Annotated in this window: 16 protein-coding genes and 1 pseudogene; 15 read left to right on the forward strand and 2 right to left on the reverse strand. The window is 60.2% G+C overall.

The window, feature by feature from the left end:
* Positions 1-99: 99 nt before the first annotated feature.
* A pseudogene (locus O8W32_00560) lies at positions 100-405 on the reverse strand (recombinase family protein).
* Positions 291-1,262, reverse strand: a complete 972-nt coding sequence (locus tag O8W32_00565) for a recombinase family protein (protein WII09338.1) — start codon at positions 1,260-1,262, stop codon at positions 291-293. The pseudogene O8W32_00560 and the gene O8W32_00565 overlap by 115 nt, the downstream one beginning before the upstream one ends.
* 465 nt (positions 1,263-1,727) lie before the next feature.
* Between O8W32_00565 and O8W32_00570 the strand changes: the two genes are divergently transcribed.
* The 15 genes from O8W32_00570 (at position 1,728) to O8W32_00640 (ending at position 19,001) form a co-directional block, all read left to right on the forward strand.
* The gene (locus tag O8W32_00570) at positions 1,728-2,627 is read left to right on the forward strand and encodes an extracellular solute-binding protein (GenBank protein ID WII09339.1); all 900 of its coding nucleotides are present in this window, start codon (positions 1,728-1,730) and stop codon (positions 2,625-2,627) included.
* Positions 2,628-2,641: 14 nt separating this feature from the next.
* On the forward strand, positions 2,642-4,816 hold the full coding sequence (gene pstC / locus O8W32_00575) for a phosphate ABC transporter permease subunit PstC (GenBank protein WII09340.1): 2,175 nt from the start codon (positions 2,642-2,644) through the stop codon (positions 4,814-4,816).
* A gap of 14 nt (positions 4,817-4,830) precedes the next feature.
* Complete coding sequence (gene pstB / locus O8W32_00580; protein WII09341.1) at positions 4,831-5,586, forward strand: phosphate ABC transporter ATP-binding protein PstB; 756 nt, start codon at positions 4,831-4,833, stop codon at positions 5,584-5,586.
* A gap of 9 nt (positions 5,587-5,595) precedes the next feature.
* Positions 5,596-6,669, forward strand: a complete 1,074-nt coding sequence (locus O8W32_00585; GenBank protein WII09342.1) for an AbrB/MazE/SpoVT family DNA-binding domain-containing protein — start codon at positions 5,596-5,598, stop codon at positions 6,667-6,669.
* A 25-nt stretch (positions 6,670-6,694) separates the two neighbouring features.
* The gene (locus O8W32_00590; GenBank protein WII09343.1) at positions 6,695-7,486 is read left to right on the forward strand and encodes a hypothetical protein; all 792 of its coding nucleotides are present in this window, start codon (positions 6,695-6,697) and stop codon (positions 7,484-7,486) included.
* 72 nt (positions 7,487-7,558) lie between these two features.
* Positions 7,559-8,398, forward strand: coding sequence for a hypothetical protein (locus tag O8W32_00595; protein ID WII09344.1), 840 nt, complete (start codon positions 7,559-7,561; stop codon positions 8,396-8,398).
* Positions 8,399-9,287: 889 nt separating this feature from the next.
* Positions 9,288-9,908 carry a sugar O-acetyltransferase gene (locus tag O8W32_00600; protein ID WII09345.1) on the forward strand — a complete coding sequence of 207 codons (621 nt, stop codon included), beginning with the start codon at positions 9,288-9,290 and terminating at the stop codon, positions 9,906-9,908.
* Between the two features lie 138 nt (positions 9,909-10,046).
* Positions 10,047-10,814, forward strand: coding sequence for an EFR1 family ferrodoxin (locus O8W32_00605; protein WII09346.1), 768 nt, complete (start codon positions 10,047-10,049; stop codon positions 10,812-10,814).
* A 128-nt stretch (positions 10,815-10,942) separates the two neighbouring features.
* A complete protein-coding gene (locus tag O8W32_00610) occupies positions 10,943-12,187 on the forward strand; it encodes an SLC13 family permease (GenBank protein WII09347.1) in 1,245 nt (414 codons plus the stop codon).
* A 334-nt stretch (positions 12,188-12,521) separates the two neighbouring features.
* Positions 12,522-13,709: an AAA family ATPase gene (locus O8W32_00615; GenBank protein WII09348.1), complete on the forward strand. Its 1,188-nt coding sequence runs from the start codon at positions 12,522-12,524 to the stop codon at positions 13,707-13,709.
* Positions 13,710-13,760: 51 nt separating this feature from the next.
* Positions 13,761-14,456, forward strand: coding sequence for a hypothetical protein (locus tag O8W32_00620; GenBank protein ID WII09349.1), 696 nt, complete (start codon positions 13,761-13,763; stop codon positions 14,454-14,456).
* A gap of 235 nt (positions 14,457-14,691) precedes the next feature.
* The gene (locus O8W32_00625) at positions 14,692-15,222 is read left to right on the forward strand and encodes a S26 family signal peptidase (GenBank protein WII09350.1); all 531 of its coding nucleotides are present in this window, start codon (positions 14,692-14,694) and stop codon (positions 15,220-15,222) included.
* 5 nt (positions 15,223-15,227) lie between these two features.
* Positions 15,228-15,986: a hypothetical protein gene (locus O8W32_00630; protein ID WII09351.1), complete on the forward strand. Its 759-nt coding sequence runs from the start codon at positions 15,228-15,230 to the stop codon at positions 15,984-15,986.
* Positions 15,987-16,129: 143 nt separating this feature from the next.
* The gene (locus tag O8W32_00635) at positions 16,130-18,034 is read left to right on the forward strand and encodes a hypothetical protein (protein ID WII09352.1); all 1,905 of its coding nucleotides are present in this window, start codon (positions 16,130-16,132) and stop codon (positions 18,032-18,034) included.
* Positions 18,027-19,001, forward strand: a complete 975-nt coding sequence (locus tag O8W32_00640) for a hypothetical protein (GenBank protein ID WII09353.1) — start codon at positions 18,027-18,029, stop codon at positions 18,999-19,001. Before O8W32_00635 ends, O8W32_00640 begins: the two co-directional genes overlap by 8 nt.
* Position 19,002: the final 1 nt, after the last annotated feature.

Below are 19,002 nucleotides of genomic sequence, written 5' to 3' on the forward strand. Positions count from 1 at the left end.
GCCCATGGTCCTGGACGCCTCCCTGGTGTTGGACATGGTCTCGGCCTTCTGCCTCATGCCCATGTATGTCCTCTCCCCGATCTGCTCCGATTCCAGCTGGGCGATGTTCTGGATCATCGCCATCACGAACCTCCCCATGGCGTTGGTGGTGTCCAGGGACTCGGTGGCGGAGACGAACTCCTTGTGCTTCCTGCCGAGGGTGTCCATCATGTTCATGAAGTTCCGGGAGTTCCTGTGAATCCTGTCCATCTTCAGGACGAGCATGATGTCCCAGCGGTCGATCTCCTCCATCATCCTGCGGTATGCTGGACGGTTGGTGCTCCTCCCCGAGAAACCGTCGTCCACATAAACTGCCCAGATCTCGTAATCCTGCGCGACGCAGTAGTTCTCCAGGATCTCCTTCTGAGCATCGATGGAATAGCCTTCGAGGGCCTGTTCCTCGGTCGATACGCGGCAGTATACCGCGGTCTTCGGCGGCATAGCGTCCCGCGGCCGTTGGCGGATTCGAAGGCCTCTTCCGAGACTATGGCCGCCTGGGTCCCCGGGCGGACCATCCCGTCCCAGCGCAGATAGCCGGCATACAGGGGGTTGCGGAGTATGCAACGGACGGTCTGCCTGCACCATGCCCCTCCCTTCTTGGTGGGTATGTGCTCCGCGGAGAGCTCGCAGGCGATGGCCTCCATGCTCATCCCGCTCCCGTACATATCGAAGATCCGGCGCACGACCTCCGCCTCGGACTCGATCACGACCAGCTTCCCGCTGCAGTACTCGTATCCGTAGGGGTCGGGGGAGCCCATGGGCTCCCCGGTGGACTTGGCCTTCTTGGCCATGCCGATCTTCACCCTCTCCCCGATCTGCTCCGATTCCAGCTGGGCCATCCTCTGGACGATGTCCATGACGAAGCGCCCCATGGCCGTCGTGGAATCGAACTTCTCGTTCAGCGAGATGAAGCCTTTCCCGTTCTTGTTCAGGACCTCCATCATGCGCGCGAAGTTGACGCTGTTCCTGTGGATCCTGTCCATCTTCAGGACCAAGAGAGCATCCCATCTGTCGATCTCCGAGAACATGCGGCGGTACTCCGGACGGTCCGTATTGCGCCCGGAGCATCCCTCGTCGCGGTAGACATCGGCTATCGTCCACCCGCGGACCTTGCACATGGCCGTCAGGCGCTTCGTCTGCGCATCGAGGGAGTATCCTTCTCTCGCCTGGTCCTCTGTCGAGACTCTCACGTACAGCGCTACGCGGAGCTGTTCCGACTGCATCCTATCCCGTTCTTCATAACGCTCCCCCCAGTATTAAACGGTTTCAGATTGCCCGCATCGGCCTCCGTACGGAGGGGCAGGCTCTATAGAGGATTCCATGGGCATCTTTTGTTATCTATAGAGGGACGGATCCCGCCTATGCGCTCCGTATCCGCGATCGGGCGGCGGGCCTGTTCCGCGCCTGCGGAAGCCAGTATCGGGCCCGGACTGCTGTCTGGAGGAAATTTTATAACGGATTCGGACGTTATAGGCTTGTTACGGATTGCAGAGCAAAGTTACGAATTCCACATGAGAAATTCGGCAAAGTTTCTGTATTCGTAGCGATATGTATTTTTTATGATAATATCTATTAATTACATATAATTATATATTCTATATATTATAATATATAATACATCGAAATAATATATATTCAAATCGTCTAATCATCGAATCCGAGGTGCAAAAACCTTGGACGAAAAGACAATGAAAATCGTAGCCGTAGCTGCTATCGCGATCATCGTGGTCGCGGCAGTGGCCGTCTACGCTGTTACCAAAGACGATAGCAAAGATGATCCCTTCTATCTTGCGGACATCGAGGATGTCGAGGCCACCGAAGACAATGTTGTCAACGGCACATACGTCCTCCAGAGGAACCTCATCCTCGCAGTGCCCACCAGCCAGAGCGGTGACACCTCTGTTGCCGTCCAGGACCTCATCAACTATGTTCTCAGTGCCGAGGGACAGGCGATCGTCGTCGAGAACGACTACATCGCCATCAACTCCGACGCTTCCGCTTACACCAGCAGCATCGATGACAGCAAGAGTTACACCATCACCATCCAGGGATCGACCACCGTCAACCCCATCATGATGGAGGTCGAGACCGCCTACGAGGCGCTCCACAGCAACGTCAACATCAACATCACCGCCAACGGATCCGGTACCGGGGCCGCGGCCGCCATGTCCGGCAACGCCGACATCGCCATGCTCTCCAGGGACCTGAAGTCCTCCGAGGCCGAAAAGCTCACCGCCACCTCCATCGGGAAGGACGGTATCGCCATCATCATCAACTCCTCTGTCAGCGGAGTCTCCTCCCTCACCCTTGCCCAGGTCGCGTCCATCTACAACGGGACCATCACCAACTGGAGCCAGCTCGGCGGAGACGACAAGGACATCGACCTGTGCGGACGCGAGTCCTCTTCCGGAACCCGCGGCGCCTTCGAAGAGATCCTCGCCGGCAAGGTCAGCGGATTCAGCAGCTCCTCGGTTTCCTCGAGCATGAACGAGTTCTCGAGCAACAACGCTCTCCTGAGCCACATCGAGAACACCGACTACTCTATCGGATACGTCAGCCTCGGCATCGCGCTGAAGGCCCTCGAGTGATCAGAGGCTAAACAATGACTGAGTACGCTGATGTGCTTCAGAGGAAGCGCATCATCGATTCGGACAACGTCTGCCGGACGATACTGACAGTGGTCGCCCTGATCGCCGTCGTGACGGTCATCGCGATCATAGTCTTCATCGCCAGGGAAGGTGCCGACGCCTTCGGGGACATCGGCGTGCTCGATTTCCTTACCGGCGATGTGTGGAGGCCGTATGCCGACAGCTACGGCTCGGCCACCCTCATCGTCGGGTCCCTCCTCGTCACCGCCGGCGCGATGGCCATAGCCTGCCCCCTGGGCATCGGCGCGGCCGTCTACCTCTCCGAGGTCGCTTCCAGCAACGAGAGGAGGTTCCTCAAACCCATCATCGAGGTCATGTCCGGCATCCCCTCCGTCGTGTACGGTATGCTCGGAATGCTGATCCTCGTTCCTTTCATCCACAGCATGTTCCCCGACCAGACCACCTCGGGCCTCACCTGGCTCGCCGGGTCCATAGTCCTGGGGATAATGGCGCTTCCTACAGTCACTTCCGTTTCGGACGACGCCCTCAGGGCCGTCCCCAACTCTTACCGCGAGGCATCGCAGGCGGTCGGGGCCACCAAATGGGAGACCATCAGGCATGTCATCATACCTGCGGCCTCCTCAGGCATATCCGCGGCCGTCATCCTGGGCGTCGGCAGGGCCATCGGAGAGACCATGGCCGTCATGATGGTCACCGGGAACACTGCGGTCTTCCCCGACCCCGCCTGGGACGTCTTCTCCGGGATCAGGACGCTCACCGCCACTCTGGCCATCGAGATGCCGGAGGTCGTCGTCGGCAGCACCTGGTATTCGGCGCTGTTCTTCCTCGCGCTCATACTCATGGTGATCGTGCTGGTCATCAACATCGCAGTCAAAGGCATACTCAGCTACTCCAGGCGCAAGTTCTCCGGGGATTACGTCCCCGGTCGCTTCGGGTCCTTCATGGAGAGCCTCGACGAGGCCAAGAAGGACCGCGCGAAGGAGTTCTTCATCCTCGTCGTGGCCGCCGCCGTCGTGTACTGCGCCGTCTCCCTGTTCGCAAGCAACGGGATCTCCATCGCCGCCGCGGCCTGCGCCGCCGCGGTCATCTACCTTTACAACAACTACTCTTACCGCGTCATCAACAGGAACATGAAGCAGAAGCTCTCGCTGGGGAGCCTCTCGGTCGTCACCTACGGCCTCGCCCTGCTCCTGGTAGTGATAATCGTCTATATCGCCGTCCAGGCCCTGCCCGCGCTGAGCCTCGACTTCATCACCGAAGACCCGGTCAGGGCAGGAAGGAGCGGAGGGATATACCCCGCGATCATCGGTACCCTCGAGCTGCTCGCCGGGACCGCCCTCGTGGCCATCCCCGTCGGAGTCCTCGCCGGGGTCTACCTGGCGGAGTACGCCGGGCGCGGGAAGATCACATCCGCGATCACCACCGCGGTCGACGTCCTCAACGGGACCCCGTCCGTCGTCTTCGGCCTGTTCGGCATGGTCGTTTTCGTCACGACCCTCGGGCCCGTCATCGGAGCGACCGGGTACAACCTCGTCGCCGGATGCCTGACACTCGGCATCATGACCCTGCCCGTGGTCATCAGGACCACCCAGGAAGCGGTCTTGGCGGTCCCCGCCGACCTCCGCGAGGCCTCCAGGGCGCTCGGCGCCACCAAGGCGCAGACGACCTTCAAGGTCGTGCTGCCCGCGGCCATCTGCGGGATTGTCACCGGGTCCATCCTCGGTCTCGCCCGTGCCTCGGGAGAGACCGCGCCCATCATGTTCACGGCGGTCGTCGTGCAGTCCTCCGTGTCCGATTACTCGCTCACCAACCCCGTGATGGCGCTGCCCTACCACCTGTACTTCCTCGCGACCGAGGGCCGCGCGGACCCGTCGATGACCTACGCCACTGCCTTCGTGCTCATGGCCGTAGTCCTGTCCATGTTCCTCATCGCATCCTGGGTCAGGGTGTACGGCGAGCACAAGATGAACCCCCCGTCCGAAGGCGGGAGGTCCGGCAGGAAGGGCACCGGGAAGAAGAAGGACCGCGCCGCGGCAGCGCCCGCGGAGATCGAGAGAACAGAGGACACCGCGCCCGTCCTGAGGACGGCCGGTACCTCTGCGCCGGCGGCCGGCGCCGGGCAGCCTGCGGGAGCGATATCCCAGGCCGCCCCCAATGCAGATCAGTGAGGGAAGGTGAACATATGAAGACGATAATGGACATCGAGAACCTTGACGTCTACTACGGCAGCAAACAGGCCGTGTTCGGCGTCAACATGCCCGTCGAGGAGCACGGGATCACCGCGCTCATCGGGGCATCCGGATGCGGCAAATCCACGCTGCTCCGCAGCATGAACCGTATGAACGACCTCATAGACGGATGCCGGATAGAGGGGTCAATCTCCTACCACGACAAGAACATCTACGACCCGGACGTGGACGTCAACGACATCCGCACCAAGATCGGCATGATCTTCCAGAGGCCCAACCCCTATCCGATGAGCATCTGGGACAATATCACCTACGGCCCCAAGATCCACGGCATCAGGAAGAAGGGCGACCTGGACGAGATCGTCGAGCGCACCCTCCGCCAGGCGGCCCTGTGGGACGAGGTCTCCGACCGCCTCAAGAGGTCGGCCCTCGGGCTCTCCGGAGGCCAGCAGCAGAGGCTGTGCATCGCCCGCGCCCTCGCCGTCGACCCGGACGTGGTCCTCATGGACGAGCCCACCTCGGCCCTCGACCCCATAGCCACGGCCAAGATCGAGGAGCTCGTGAAGGAGATCAAGAAGGATTACACCGTCGTCATCGTCACCCACAACATGCAACAGGCCAGGAGGGTCAGCGACCACACCGGCTTCATGCAGCTGGGACATATGATGGAGTTCGGGGAGACCAAGCAGATATTCGAGAACCCTGCCAATGAGGTGACCGAGCGCTACATCGCCGGCATCTTCGGATGAAGGCGCGAGATGTCTACCGGCGTGGAGAAGATGCTCAATCAGTATCCTTTCGACAAGAACGTCGACATAAGGAGGGTGCAGGTGACCGGAGGGTCGTCCTTCATGATCACCCTCCCCAAGACCTGGGCGGAGTCCGTCGGTCTGAAGAAGAACGATCCCGTCGCCATCATCCCCCAGAGCGGGGGCGGCCTTATGCTCTCGCTCGGGAACGTCCTCGAGAAGGAGGATTCGAGCGCCATTGAGATCGACGCGGACAGCGTCCCGGACCAGCTGGCCCTCTACCGCCAGCTGATCGGCGCTTACATCGCCGGCTTCCGCAACATCTCCGTGCGCTCCGCCAATCCCCTGAGGGGGACGATGCTCGAATCGATATCGAAGTTCACCCAGACCTCGATCGGCATGGAGATCGTGGAGGAGGACGAGTGCCGCATATCCATGCGCGACCTCATGGACATCGGGGAGATCGTGCCCCAGAAGAACATCCGCCGCGAGTACCTGCTCGTCAAGAGGATGCTCTCCGACTTCTTCCAGACGGCCTCCGACATGGACATCCGCCGTCTGGACGGGATGGCGGACCGCGACACCGAGGTCGACCGCATCCACTGGCTCATACAGCGCCAGTCCCGGATGCTCCTGAGGGACGCCAACATCAGCGCCTCCCTGGGCATGGACCTCCGGCTGGTCACCGGCTGCGTCACCCTCAGCAAGACCATAGAGAGGATGGGGGACCACGCCGTCCTCATGTCATCGCATCTCTCGATGCTCTCCGGAGAGGACGATCGGAAGGTCCTGTCGGCGGTGGCCGAGCGGAGCGAGGGGCTCATCGCCCTCCTGGATTCCTGCATCGACGCCTGGGAGAAATGCGACCCGGCCGCCGCCGAGAAATGCATCAGGGAAGCGGGCGCGGAGGCCAAGGAGATATCAGCGGCCTTCGTGCAGGCCGGCATCGACAACACCCACGTCGACATGATCGCCGGGAGCTCCCGCCGCCTGGCGGAGTACTGCGCCGACATCGCCGAGCTTTCGCTCGATACAGCGATGGAGCAGGCCGGCGCCGATCGTAAAGCGGGCCGCTCAATCTAAATCGCCCTTCGAACATGGCCCGGCCATGGACGGGAGCAGAACGGGCCGCGGCCCATGGGCGGAAATCATCGGCATGATCTCGGAAGGCCTGTTCCTGGACGCCTGCGGGCCCTTGGACGACTATCTGGATTCCCGGCCCGGGGACGCGGAGGATATATACCGCGATTTGGTTTCCGCCGCGGCCGGGGCGCTGTCGCGTCCTTCCCGGGCATTCGACGACGGTCAGGTCCGCGGGCTCGTCGGCATGGACTATTCTTTCGAGAACGCCCTCGGCCCTGAGGCCGACGGATTCGCCCCTTCGGACGATGTCTGCGATATCATCCTGGGAAGGGCCAGGCGCTCGGACGATCCTGCCCTATCGGCGGCGCTCATCGCCTATGCGGAGAGGATCTGCGCCGAGCAGCTGATCGCCGGCGACTGCACCGCCGAGTCTAATGCCCTGAGGATGGGGGCCCGCGCCGAAGCGGTGAGGAACATCATCAGGCTGCGGGGGGCCGGTTTCTGGACGGCGGGGGAGACGCACGTCGCGGATTCCGCCGCCTGGCTCATGGAGCAGCTGTCCTCGGCCATACTGAAAGGCCTCGAGGGGCTGTCGCCCGAGCAGGTCTATGAGGCGGATGTATGGGAAGGCGACCGCAACGCGTTCGCGGATGCGGTCTACGACGCGGAGGAGGACGCCTATTCCGAGGCGGGGCGGGACAGGGCCGCCGAGGACATCGCGCGGTTCTCCGATGAGTTCTTCCGCCCGTCGAGGGAGATGGCGCCCGGGAGGAAGGCCGAGATCTCGCGCATAATATCCGGGGACGGCGGTTCCTGAGCCGCAGCCGTTCGTGTTCCGGAACATATTAACATACTGGCAAGGGAATCACAGTTCGAAAGGGGGAAAACCATGGCGAACGTTCAGAAGCTCGCGGCCAAAGCAGCCTCCGCTGTTTCGGAGGGGGATTTCGAGAAAGCAGTGGAGAGGATCATAGAGCTGACCGAGGTGTCAGACCCCGAGGAGGCCGAGGAGGCGTACAGGGAGTTCCGCGGCGCCCTGGCCTCCGCCCTGCTGGCCCACCGCGCCCTCGACAGGGAGGCCGCCACCTGGATATGCGTCGCCGACTCGGTGTTCTCCGGGTACTTCTCGGACAGCAGGCACTTCCTGTCCATGGAGGCCGTCAACGATGCCTTCGAGGGGCTGAAGACCTGCGACGACACCGAGGTCTGGTACAATGTGTTCTACTATGCCGTGTGCGTCACCGACAGCCAGATGGGCCTGGGGCTCCTGAGCGTCCAGGGATGCGCCGAAGCGTGCAGGAACCGCTCAGACATGATCTTCGAGTTCGCCGCCAGGTTCAGGGAGAGGTTCGCATCGGAGTACGACGAGGAGGGCATGGACGACATGTACGACATCCTGGTCACCGGGGCGTCCTACCTGAAGATCGCCGCGGAGTACATCGAGGCCCAGTGGAAGTCCCACACGCGCCGCGAGAGGTTCATGGCGGACCGCCTGGAGCAGGACGAGATCGAGGGCAGGGCCCGCAGGAACTACCGCGCGGAGAACTCCCTGTTCGCCCTCCTGGAAGCCGATTCGGACGAGGCGAGGGCGAGGATCGCCGGCAAGATGGACAGCAGGCTCGCGAAGTTCGCTGCCGAATGCTACGCACCCCTCGAGACGCTGTCCCCCAAGAGGCGCAAGCACCTCAAGAAGCAGTACGACGCCTGGATGGAACGCTGCGAGGATTGATCCCTGCTCAGTCACCCTGCCTGCCGCCCGCCGAAGGCCCGGACAGAGGTCATCTTCAATAACCCGTCCGCCTTACCGTCCGGCGATAACATGGCTGACAGGAGGAAGATGGCAGAGGATTTCCTCGCATGCATCGAAGAAGGGCGTCTAGCCGATTCGCTGGCACATCTGTCGGGGTTCTGCGCCGAAGCGCGCGTCGATGAGGCGGTCTCCCTTTACGGCAGGGCCAAGTCCGCGGAGGCCGACCTGCTGCTCTCCGGCCGCGACTTCGACTCCGAGGACCTGGAACCGCTCACCGATATCGACGCTCTGTTCTGGACCAAGGTCGACCGGGAGCATCATTTCCTGTCGTTCGAGGCCGTGAACGATGCTCTGTCGAGGCTCAAAGGTATCAACGACCCTATGGTCTGGGCGGGAGCATCCCTCTATTCGGCATGGATCGCTGCCATGACCGTGGCCTCCCGCAGGCTCGGCCTGCGCCCCATCACATTCCTCCTCAAGGGGCGCTCCTATGACCTGAAGCAATGCCTGGAAGGATTCGGCCGGAAGTTCCCCGAGGGGGACCCGGAGATACGCGACGTCATCGGGTACTCAGTCTCCCTGGTCACCGACCTGTGGTATGTGTTCGACAGGGAGATTTCCGGGATGCCGGACAGGGATGTCTACATTTTCGATGAATGCCGGGAGGGTTTCCGGCCGCCTGAGGGCGGGGCCCGCCCCCTCATCGATTCCCTGTCGGCGCTGATCTCCGCGCCGTCCGAGGGCAAGGAGAAAGCAGCGGGTGACATGGACGGCGCTGTGAAGGCGTTCGTCGCCTCGTACCTCGCCTGCGGCATCTCCGCGGAGCAGAGGGAGAAGTACGGTAAGAAGTTCGATTCGGTCAAGGCCGTTGCGGAAGCGCAGAGAGGCATCCGAGAGGAGGCTGGGTATCATATCAGAGAAGCAGATGACCGAGGTGGAGAAGATGAACGCAGGGCTGGAATACGATTTCTCCGACCCTGCCGTGTTCGAGATAAAGAAGAACGCCGTGTGCAAATGTGCCAGGCTGAACAGGGCGGACCCCGGCACCGCCGAGTGGGAGGCCGCCATCCGCGACCTCTTCGGCTCCGTGGGGAAGAACCCATCGGTGTTCCCGGAGTTCCACTGCGACAGCGGATTCAACATCCATGCAGGCGACGATTTCCTCGCCAACTACAACGTCACCATCCTGGACGTCGGACCCGTGCATTTCGGCAATAATGTGATGATCGGCCCCGGGACGCTGATAGCCACCGTCAACCACCCCATCAGCCCCGAGGGCCGTCGCCTGCACCGTGGCATCATGAAGCCGGTCGCCATAGGGAACGATGTCTGGATCGGAGGGAACGTCACCATCGTCCCGGGCGTCACCATAGGGAACAACGTCGTCATCGGGGCAGGCTCCGTGGTCACCAAGGACATCCCCGACAACTCCCTCGCCGTCGGGGACCCGGCCAAGGTCATCCGCAGCATACCTGACGATACGGCCTGACCGGGGCCCTGCGGCCCCGGACGTCATTTGCCGTCAAAATAAATGATTCATAATGATATTTTATTGATTTGTAATAATATTGTATTTATTATTTGAAAGACCATTCCGTGTATAGAAATTCAGGAGGATTGTCTGTCCATGAAGATTTTCTATTTCACGGGAACCGGCAACAGTCTCGCCATCGCGAGGAAGATGCAGAGGAAGGGGGACGAGCTCATCTCCATCCCCCACTCTCTCAGGTCGGGGGCCACCCATTACAAGGATGATGTCATCGGCATCGTCTCGCCCGTCTACGCGGGGTCCGCGCCCAAGATGGTGCAGGATTTCCTCAAGAGGACCGAGCTCGAGGCCGGCTACCGCTGGATCGTCTTCACTTACGGGATGGTCCCCGGGAACCCCCTCTGGTACCTCGACCCGGTGACGGAGGCGCAGGGCTGGAAATTCGATTTCGAGGGATGCATCGAGATGCCCAACAGCTATCTCCCGCTCGCGAAGATCCCGAAGGAGACTTCGAAGGAATGCCTCAGGTGGCAGGATGACAGCGCATGGTACCTCAGGAACTGCGTGGACCACCGCATGAAGCTCCGCTGGTCCGGGTACCCGGAGAACACGGCCTACACCAGCGCCATGCGCGGGATGTGGGCCAAGATCGTCAACTCGCACCTCAACGAATCGTTCACCGTCACCGATGCCTGCGTAGGGTGCGGGATCTGCGCCAAGGCCTGCCCCGGGCATGCCATCGAGATAGTCGACGGAAAGCCTGTATGGCAGCCTCGCTGCGAGGGATGCTACGGCTGCATCAACCACTGCCCCCATCAGGCCATCGTCTCCAAGAAGGTCAAGAGGCCCGACAGGTACATCAACAAGGATGTCACCGCAGCGGACATCGTGGCCGCCAACGAGTGAACGGCGGCCCTGCCGCGGTCTCCGGGCCGCGGTTCCTTCGGGCTATCAAGACAGCGTGCGGGACCTGTTCGGGAGGCCTGGGTCACCGACGCAATCGTATAATAGGGGACAATTCTACACAGGTTGAAATGGATACGGAATACGCCGTCGGGCTGATAATCTTCATCGTCACCTATGCACTGATAGCGCTCCGCAGTCCCAAGATAAAATCGTGGATGGCCGCCCTGGCGGGAGGATGCCTCATGATCCTCCTGGGGGTCGTCGCCTTCACGGACGCTCTCGAGTACATACATTGGAGTGTCCTCTACCTCCTCGTGGGCATGATGATGCTCGCATCCGCCCTCGGGGCATCGGGCTTCTTCGACATCGTCACTGACTATCTGCTCGAGAAGCTCCCCGACAGGAGGAAGTTCCAGGCGGCCGTGATGCTGATCACCGCCTGCCTCTCAGCGGTCCTGCTCAACGACGCCGTCTGCCTGATCTTCGCCCCGATCGTGCTCCGCTGCTGCCAGAGGCTCAAGGCCAACCCCGTGCCCTACATGATCGGCATCTTCGTCGCGGCCAACATCGGATGCATGGCCACCACCGTCGGGGCGCCCCACAACGTGGTCGTCGCTTCGATAGCCGGCCTCGATTTCATCAAGTACGCCGTCATCGGCATCCCCATCTCGGCCGCCTGCCTGATCGCGGCCATCCTCATCGTCACGCGCCTGACCGCGAAGGACCTGTCCAGCGACGACCTCTCCCTCGCCGGGCATGATTTCAGCGCCGGAAACGTCGACCGCCCGCGCATGAAGGTCCTGCTTGTCATCCTGGCCGCGGCGGCGGTCCTGTTCGCCCTCTCCGACACGATAGGCGTGGGGATCGGGACCGTAGCCATCGCCGCCGGGGCGGCCGCCCTCCTCGTCACCGTCCCGCGCGGGAAGGCCGAGGTGGAGAAGGTCATCAAAGGGGTCGACTGGTACATCCTCCTGTATTTCATCGGGCTGTTCTTCCTCATCGCCGGCGTCGACAGCTGCGGCATCATCAGCGGGATAGCCGATGCCTTCGGCATGGACGACCCCAGCATCGGGTCGCTGTCCGCCTTCACCGTTGTTCTCTCCAATCTCGTCAGCAACGTCCCCTCGGTCATGCTCGAGGGCGAGATGTTCTCCGGGAACACCATCCTGTGGGCGGCGCTCGCCATATCCGCTTCGCTCGCCGGCAACCTCACGATGATCGGCGCCGCCTCTAACACCATCGTCCAGGACCGTGCCGAGATACACGGGGTCAGGATAGACTTCGTGCAGTACCTCAGGATCGGGATCCCCGTCACCGCCGTCACCGTGGCCATATCAGTGGCGATGCTTTACGCGTTCGACCTGATAATCTGAGCACAAGTGTTACAGAAGCATCTTTTATCTACTGTGCCACACTAAGGGGTCTTATGAGGAAAGACACTCAGAAGAAGCTCATGGCGCTCTTCATGGTGGGCATCATGGTGCTGGTCGTCTTCGTCGTGGCCGCGTCCTTCTTAGCCGGCCTCTGACCGCATCCTGCAGGGCCGCCCGGCCCCCGCAGACTGCGGACAGCGTATGCAATGAACCGGAACACATTAGAGCCAGCATCCTTATGCTGTATGATTTGGTACTAGGAACATAAAATAAGTGCATTCTACTACATGTAATTGAAACATATTATATACCCAACGGTTGTTCCAGACGCTGTATGGCACATGTAGAAATCATCCGCAGAGCGTACCTGCAGAAGCTCCGCGAAATGATGGAGCAGCGCGACACCATCAAGATCATCACGGGAAGCAGGTACAGCGGAAAGTCATATCTATTGTGCCAGTTCAGGGAACGCCTGGTCTCCATGGGGATTCCCGAGGGGGACATAATCTTCGTTCCGCTCGAGGACCGCCAGGCCGAGATAAGCAACGCCGTCCAGCTGGAATCCTATGTGAAGGCGTCCGCCCCTCAATCGGGAGGGTTCCTGCTCATAGACGATATCCAGATGATCCCCGACGTGGGCGCCGCCCTGTGCCGCCTGTGCGACCGCGGCCTCAGCATCTACGCCGTCCTCCCTTATGCCGCTACCGACCAGGGGGCGGAGACGGTCGCATCGCTCGGCAAGACCGAGATCCTCAACATTCTCCCGTTCTCCTTCAAGGAGTTCCTCGATGCCTATCCTATATCGGACGAGCACGGCTACGGGGAGCGTTTCGAGCAGTACATCATGCTGGGCGGGACCCCTTTCATCGATATCGATGCCAATCCCAAGGATTCGTTCATCCTGTTCGAGGGGGTCTTCAACCTGATCCTCAACTGGGATATCGGGATGCAGACGAAGATCGATACAGCGGCCATATCAAGGCTGGCCATCTACATCTTCAACAATGTCAGCACGATCACCACGCTGTCGGCCCTGAGGCAGAACTCCAACGTCACCGACCAGAGGACCGTCGTGAAGTACATCAAGTACATGATAGACTACGGGATGATCATGCGCGCAGATGCCATCGATCTCAGCGACATGCGCAAGCTGGGAGTGAAGGCGAAGTACTTCGTGGTCAACATGCGCAACAGCCGCGGGTTCACTCCGCGCGGGCCGATCGGGACGCAGAGGGAGAACATCATCGAGAACCTCGTCTTCATCGAGCTCATCCGCAGGGGCTACGAGGTGTACGCCGGGTACTACCGCGGCAGCGATGTCGGCCTCTACTGCGTGAAGGACAAGGAGAAGATGATCGTCAAGACCGTCTTCTCGGTCGCCGATGACCGCGCCAAGGGCAAGGATTACAAGGCGTTCGTAGCGGCGCCCGGGAAGAAGGTCCTCCTGACCTCCGACCGCGGGATGAATGGCTTCTACAACGGCATAGAGTACAAGAATATCATCTCGTTCCTTCTTCAGTGACGCAATGTCAGTTATCGCGTGGTATATGTATGCCATCACTGATGGCCGTTCATGGGAAGCCGGGAAAAGACCTGTATGGAACCGCTGTTCACACGCAATTTCGTCCTCTGCACGCTCGTGAGCTTCTGCTTCACGACCGTGTTCTTCATGCTGTACACCGCGATGGCAGGGTACTCATCGGACGTGCTAGGCGTCGGCAGCACTGTATCGGGCCTGGTCGCGAGCATCTTCATCGCCGGCGACCTGATAGCGCGCCTCGCGGTGGGGAACAGGATCCGCAGCTTCGGCCCGAGGAGGATGTCCCTCATCTGCATGTCCGTCGGGACCGGCATAACCCTTCTCTACTTCGTATCGGATTCCGTCGCCGCCATGTGCATTGTGAGGTTCGTCAGGCACGGGACCTACAAGGGAGCCATGTACATCAGCAACGACGCGGCCGATGGAGATCTAGCACCCATCATCCTCAAGTTCACCGTCGACGAGTCGATGGTCACCGTCAAGAACGGCGGCACCGTGATCCACAACAACGACGTGGTCACCTTCACGAACGACTCCGAGCTGCAGGTAACCACCGTCGACGGGAAGTCGCACGAGATCACGTACAAGGGAACGTGGTCCAACTCCTCCGGTATGAGCAGCGGAGCTTCCGGCAGCGAGCTCGGTACCTCCACCACCATCTACATCGTCGACACCATGTACTTCGATGCCGGCAACGGGACGATGGAAGTCGGTGTGAAGAACGAATGAAACCGAGGGGGTCATCCCCCTCAAACACCTTTACAGCTATTGATTGGACTACCAACAGAATAGCTAAAAGATGTATTTTTTGGTATTTGTGCTGTAATTTCGTGCTATTGTTTCACGGTGGTTTATTCGTTCGAGAATGATTTTATATCCTGTTAATCGGTTATCCATCGCTATTAAGAGAGAAATTGCGCGCGCATACGCGCGTTCTTTTCGAACTTAATAGGGGAGAACTTGAATGGAGGCCCGCAGCAAACTGATTGCGGTGGTGGTCGTTATCGTCGCGGTAGCGGCGTCGGCGACGGCAGTGCTCATGGTGTTCAACAAGTCCGCGGATTTGGTGAACTCGGAGTTCCGCGTCATTGTCACGGGATCCATGGACGGAGAGCCCAGGACCGAGTATGAGATCGAGACGATCCCCGTCAACAGCCTCGTGGCCGTTCACAAGCTGAAGGGCGATGCGGTCGAGGACGTGAAGGTCGGCGATGTGATCGGTTTCTATTCACCAAGTCTGAACGGGAACATCTATCACCGCGTCATCTCGATCGACCCCGGGAGCAGGACTTTCACCACCAAAGGCGACGCCAACACGACCATGGAGTACGTGGGATTTGACGAGGCCAACGGCATCGTCGTCAACGTGAACCATCCGGCCGGGGAGGTGGTCGTCTTCGTGAAGGCGAACATCCTGTACCTGGTGATCATAGTCGTCCTGTTCTTCGTCATGGTTTCGGCCGTGTCCTCCCTGATAAGACTCTGGAAGGAGTGATTGAAATGGAATACAAAATGAAGAAGTCCATGGCGCTCGGAGTGGTCATCATGCTCTGCGCCGTGGCTATGATCGGAGCGGGCTACGCTGCATTCAACGGCCACGCCCGCACCTACAACGAAGGCAACTCGGCAAATGCTGGGTTTATTGAACTCGTACCTGGAGGCACGGGGGATGCTCAGTGGACTCCGCTTTCGAACAATGTTGCTACCGCTTTCAGCGAGTACACGTACAACGACGGCGGCACGAAGAAGGCTTACTACATCGCCGCCGGTGATGTTGATTCTGACACCCCTGTCGCACCTATTGCGAACTACGTCGTCAAGGTCCTCGGATCCAAGACATATACTGTAGCCAACAAGACCTCTGAGGCAATCACTGCAATCGACTTTGGTGTTAAGTCCGACAAGGGTGTCGGAAACACCGATTTCGTCTATGTCGTCAAGGTTGCTAACGGTGCATCAATCCAGTATGTCGTTCTCAACACTTCAGCTGCAACTGCCGAAAACGTCCTCAGCTTCACTGGATTGTCTGTTGCTGCTGAAACCGGAACCACCACGTTTACCGTGTCCCTCTGCATCGCATACCTGCCTAATGTCTACATCCCTGATTCCTTCATCGGACCTGCTGTTACACCAACGGACGATGATCACGATCAGGGTGCTAAGCAGTCCACCACCGGACCCGTGGATATCGGTACCGGTGATGATGCTCTTGCTCTTGGATTCAGCGTTACTGACGCAACAACCCCTGCTAGCCCGTGATATTTGGGTCCAACAGATTAATCGTCCTTCTGGGGTGAAGGCGGCCCCGTCCCTCCGGGGACGGGACCGTCCGATCCGACTCGAAGGAAAGGATGATCGAATCAAACCCTAACAAACGACACAACGAGAAAGAAAGCGGTCGGATGTACGGAAAAGAGGAAAACATAGGGGTTCTCCGGAACTCCAGCAGGCTCGGCCTGCCATTGGCATGCATCATGCTAGCGGCAGCCCTGTCGGTCATCCTCTGTTCCGTCGTTTTGTCCGACTGCTCCTCTGCTGACGGGGATGACAGGTTCCGCGTCGATCTGGAGAATGCCGACGGAAGCCCCCTCACGGGACCGATCATCGACGACGCCTACTTCTCCTTCGACACCATGACCCGTCCCGACGGCGTCTACTACGAGCTGGACTCCGGCGTCCCCATCGACAGCACCCCCGCATACTTCACGGTCCAGGCCGAACCCGGTCCGGACCGTATTCTCTACCGGATCACCGTCGGTATGGAGAACGTCTCAGGCACGTGGATGGACCACTACGGAATACGCGTGCTCACCGACGGAGGATGCTATGCGGATCTGACCAAAGAGAACGGCTACCAGTCCCTCTTCTACAAGGAGGGGGAGGTGGCCGGTTTCGAATGCGGTACGGGGTACGGCATATCCCTGGCGACCATTGGCGGGTCCCAGAAGGAGGTCGTCCCCGGCCACATCGGAAACATAAGGATATTCGTCGAGGCCACACCGACCCCCGGCTACCACGAGATCGAGTTCGTCTCCCTCGGGGCGGTCATCGAGACGAGGATCCTCTTCGAGACGGAGGAACTGGGAGCGCTCCCGGTCCCCGAAAGGAGCGGGTTCTTCTTCGAGGGTTGGTACGATTCCGACGGCAACCGCGTCAACGCGAAGACGGTCGTATCCGAACTGTCCTCCGACGTACTGGAGGCCAAATGGTCCGAGAACCCCGACGAATGGCCGAAGATCACACACACCGTGGTGACGGTCGAGAACCCCGACGGTTCCGAGACCGTCATCGACACCACCACCATCGAGCAGAGCGACGGCTCCTACGAGAGGCACGTCATAGAGACCACCACCTACCCCGACGGAAGGTCCGAGAAGAAGGAGACCGACGAGGACGTCGACCCGGACGGAGAGATGGACAGGACCACGTCCACCACGTCCATCACCGACCACGACGACGGCACCGAGACCTGGAACACGGAAACCGTCACGGAGAGGAAGGACGGTTCGTCCGAGACATCCAGGGTAATCACCGAGTACGACAAGGAAAATAACAAGGTCTACGAGTGGTCCGACACCCTCAAGACCGACACCGGCGGAGAGACCCGCGAGTACATCGTCACCGCCGAGGTCGTAGACCTCAAGGAGATGAAGTACAGGGTGGAGGCCATCCTGCCCGACACCACCATACTCGACGTGGACAACGCCAAGACCATCATAGACAGATACGACTACACCGTGGCCGTAGTCGGCACCCATTCCGATTCGGGATTGCTGATAGTGCCGGAGGACACGATGCAGATCGTCGCCGACTACGGATACTACCTGTCGGTCAGCAACGACGAGCAGTACGTAGCGCTCGACGATACCATATCCAGATACCTCGCCGACACCGGAGGCGAGGTGAGACTGAAGATCGAGAAGGCGACAGAGGACATGCTCACGCCCGAGCAGTCGGAGGTCATCGGAGATGCCTATGCCGTGAGCATCGTGCTGACCGTGAACGGGGTACCCGTAACGCAGCCCATCGGAACGATAGAGGTCGTCATCCAGCCTGGATACGCATCCGTGGCCGTGTACAGGGTGAATGAGGACGGATCCACCGTCAGATACCCCTGCACCTACGACTCCGCTACCGGCAAGGTGAGGTTCTCCCTCGACCACCTCTCGATCTACCTGATCGAACCCAGGAACGACGACTCCAGCAACGCGGAGATCTACGGCTGGATAATCTGGACGATGCTGATCGTCCTGACCCTGCAGTCCCTCGTGCTGGTGAACATGGGAAGGAGGCATGCGTATGGATAAGCGCATCGCAGCCACCCTGGCCGTCACCTTCGTCGCCATAATGGCGATGACCGGCATCGGATACTCGCTCTCGGCCATGACCTACAACACCGGCAACTCGGCCGTCAATGAATACGTGGTCCTGAACTTCGGAAGCTACAGCTTCGGCGATGGGGACCTGAGGTACAGCACCGTCAGCACCCCGGCGGACTTCACCTTCGCGGTGACGTCCTCGGAGAACGACGTCAACACCGTCATCACCCTGACGATGCGCAGCTGTTCCGCCCTTTACGAGGGCGAGCACCTGATATTCTGGCTCAGGACCTTCGTCGACGGTGCGACGCATTCCGTGAGGGTCGATCTGACGGTCACCGACAGCGCTTCGGACAATTCCCTGACGGTGGTGCACGACACCGTCTCCAACACCGGGAACATAGGTGCCGCCTCCTCGGACAGCACCTTCGCATTCACCCTCACCGTCACGGGACTGACCTCCCGTGCCTCCGCATCCGACTACCGCATCACCGTCATGAGGACGGTCTACGAGGTAGAGGGAGGCGATTCGGTGGGGACCTACGTCGGCTCCGCCCACAAGGGTTACGCCGTCGGCACAGACACCATGACCGCCAGGCACGCGGGTTCGGACGACAGCATGATCGTCACGCTGAAGACCCCCGTCACCGGGCAGTTCGAAGATCTCAGGAACACCGGATGGGTGTACGCCGTGTCCATGCAGCTGGCATCGGGACAGACGTCCTCCGAGACCTGGGACCAGACGCCGCAGTACGCATACTACGACGGGAACCCGTCGGGTACCTGGACGTACGCGGCCAACGGCGGGCTCAAGCTCACCGACGAGAAGACCTACGATATAACGCTGTACATAGCAGCGAAGACCACTGACGGCGGATTCGGTTCGCCGTTCAGGCCGGCGGATGACATCATCGCCGGCGGAATAATACAATTCACATTCGACAGCAGTAACTGAA

It is taken from the genome of Methanomassiliicoccales archaeon LGM-DZ1, from assembly GCA_030168595.1.
In the GTDB taxonomy this organism is placed as follows: domain Archaea; phylum Thermoplasmatota; class Thermoplasmata; order Methanomassiliicoccales; family Methanomethylophilaceae; genus Methanomethylophilus.

Excerpts from the sequence above, each read along its gene's own strand:
- O8W32_00565 (WII09338.1), bottom strand. The coding sequence starts at position 1,262 with ATGCAGTCGGAACAGCTCCGCGTAGCGCTGTACGTGAGAGTCTCGACA.
- O8W32_00570 (WII09339.1), top strand. The coding sequence starts at position 1,728 with ATGAAAATCGTAGCCGTAGCTGCTATCGCGATCATCGTGGTCGCGGCA.
- pstC (WII09340.1), top strand. The coding sequence starts at position 2,642 with ATGACTGAGTACGCTGATGTGCTTCAGAGGAAGCGCATCATCGATTCG.
- pstB (WII09341.1), top strand. The coding sequence starts at position 4,831 with ATGAAGACGATAATGGACATCGAGAACCTTGACGTCTACTACGGCAGC.
- O8W32_00585 (WII09342.1), top strand. The coding sequence starts at position 5,596 with ATGTCTACCGGCGTGGAGAAGATGCTCAATCAGTATCCTTTCGACAAG.
- O8W32_00590 (WII09343.1), top strand. The coding sequence starts at position 6,695 with ATGGACGGGAGCAGAACGGGCCGCGGCCCATGGGCGGAAATCATCGGC.
- O8W32_00595 (WII09344.1), top strand. The coding sequence starts at position 7,559 with ATGGCGAACGTTCAGAAGCTCGCGGCCAAAGCAGCCTCCGCTGTTTCG.
- O8W32_00605 (WII09346.1), top strand. The coding sequence starts at position 10,047 with ATGAAGATTTTCTATTTCACGGGAACCGGCAACAGTCTCGCCATCGCG.
- O8W32_00610 (WII09347.1), top strand. The coding sequence starts at position 10,943 with ATGGATACGGAATACGCCGTCGGGCTGATAATCTTCATCGTCACCTAT.
- O8W32_00615 (WII09348.1), top strand. The coding sequence starts at position 12,522 with ATGGCACATGTAGAAATCATCCGCAGAGCGTACCTGCAGAAGCTCCGC.
- O8W32_00620 (WII09349.1), top strand. The coding sequence starts at position 13,761 with ATGGGAAGCCGGGAAAAGACCTGTATGGAACCGCTGTTCACACGCAAT.
- O8W32_00625 (WII09350.1), top strand. The coding sequence starts at position 14,692 with ATGGAGGCCCGCAGCAAACTGATTGCGGTGGTGGTCGTTATCGTCGCG.
- O8W32_00630 (WII09351.1), top strand. The coding sequence starts at position 15,228 with ATGGAATACAAAATGAAGAAGTCCATGGCGCTCGGAGTGGTCATCATG.
- O8W32_00635 (WII09352.1), top strand. The coding sequence starts at position 16,130 with ATGTACGGAAAAGAGGAAAACATAGGGGTTCTCCGGAACTCCAGCAGG.
- O8W32_00640 (WII09353.1), top strand. The coding sequence starts at position 18,027 with ATGGATAAGCGCATCGCAGCCACCCTGGCCGTCACCTTCGTCGCCATA.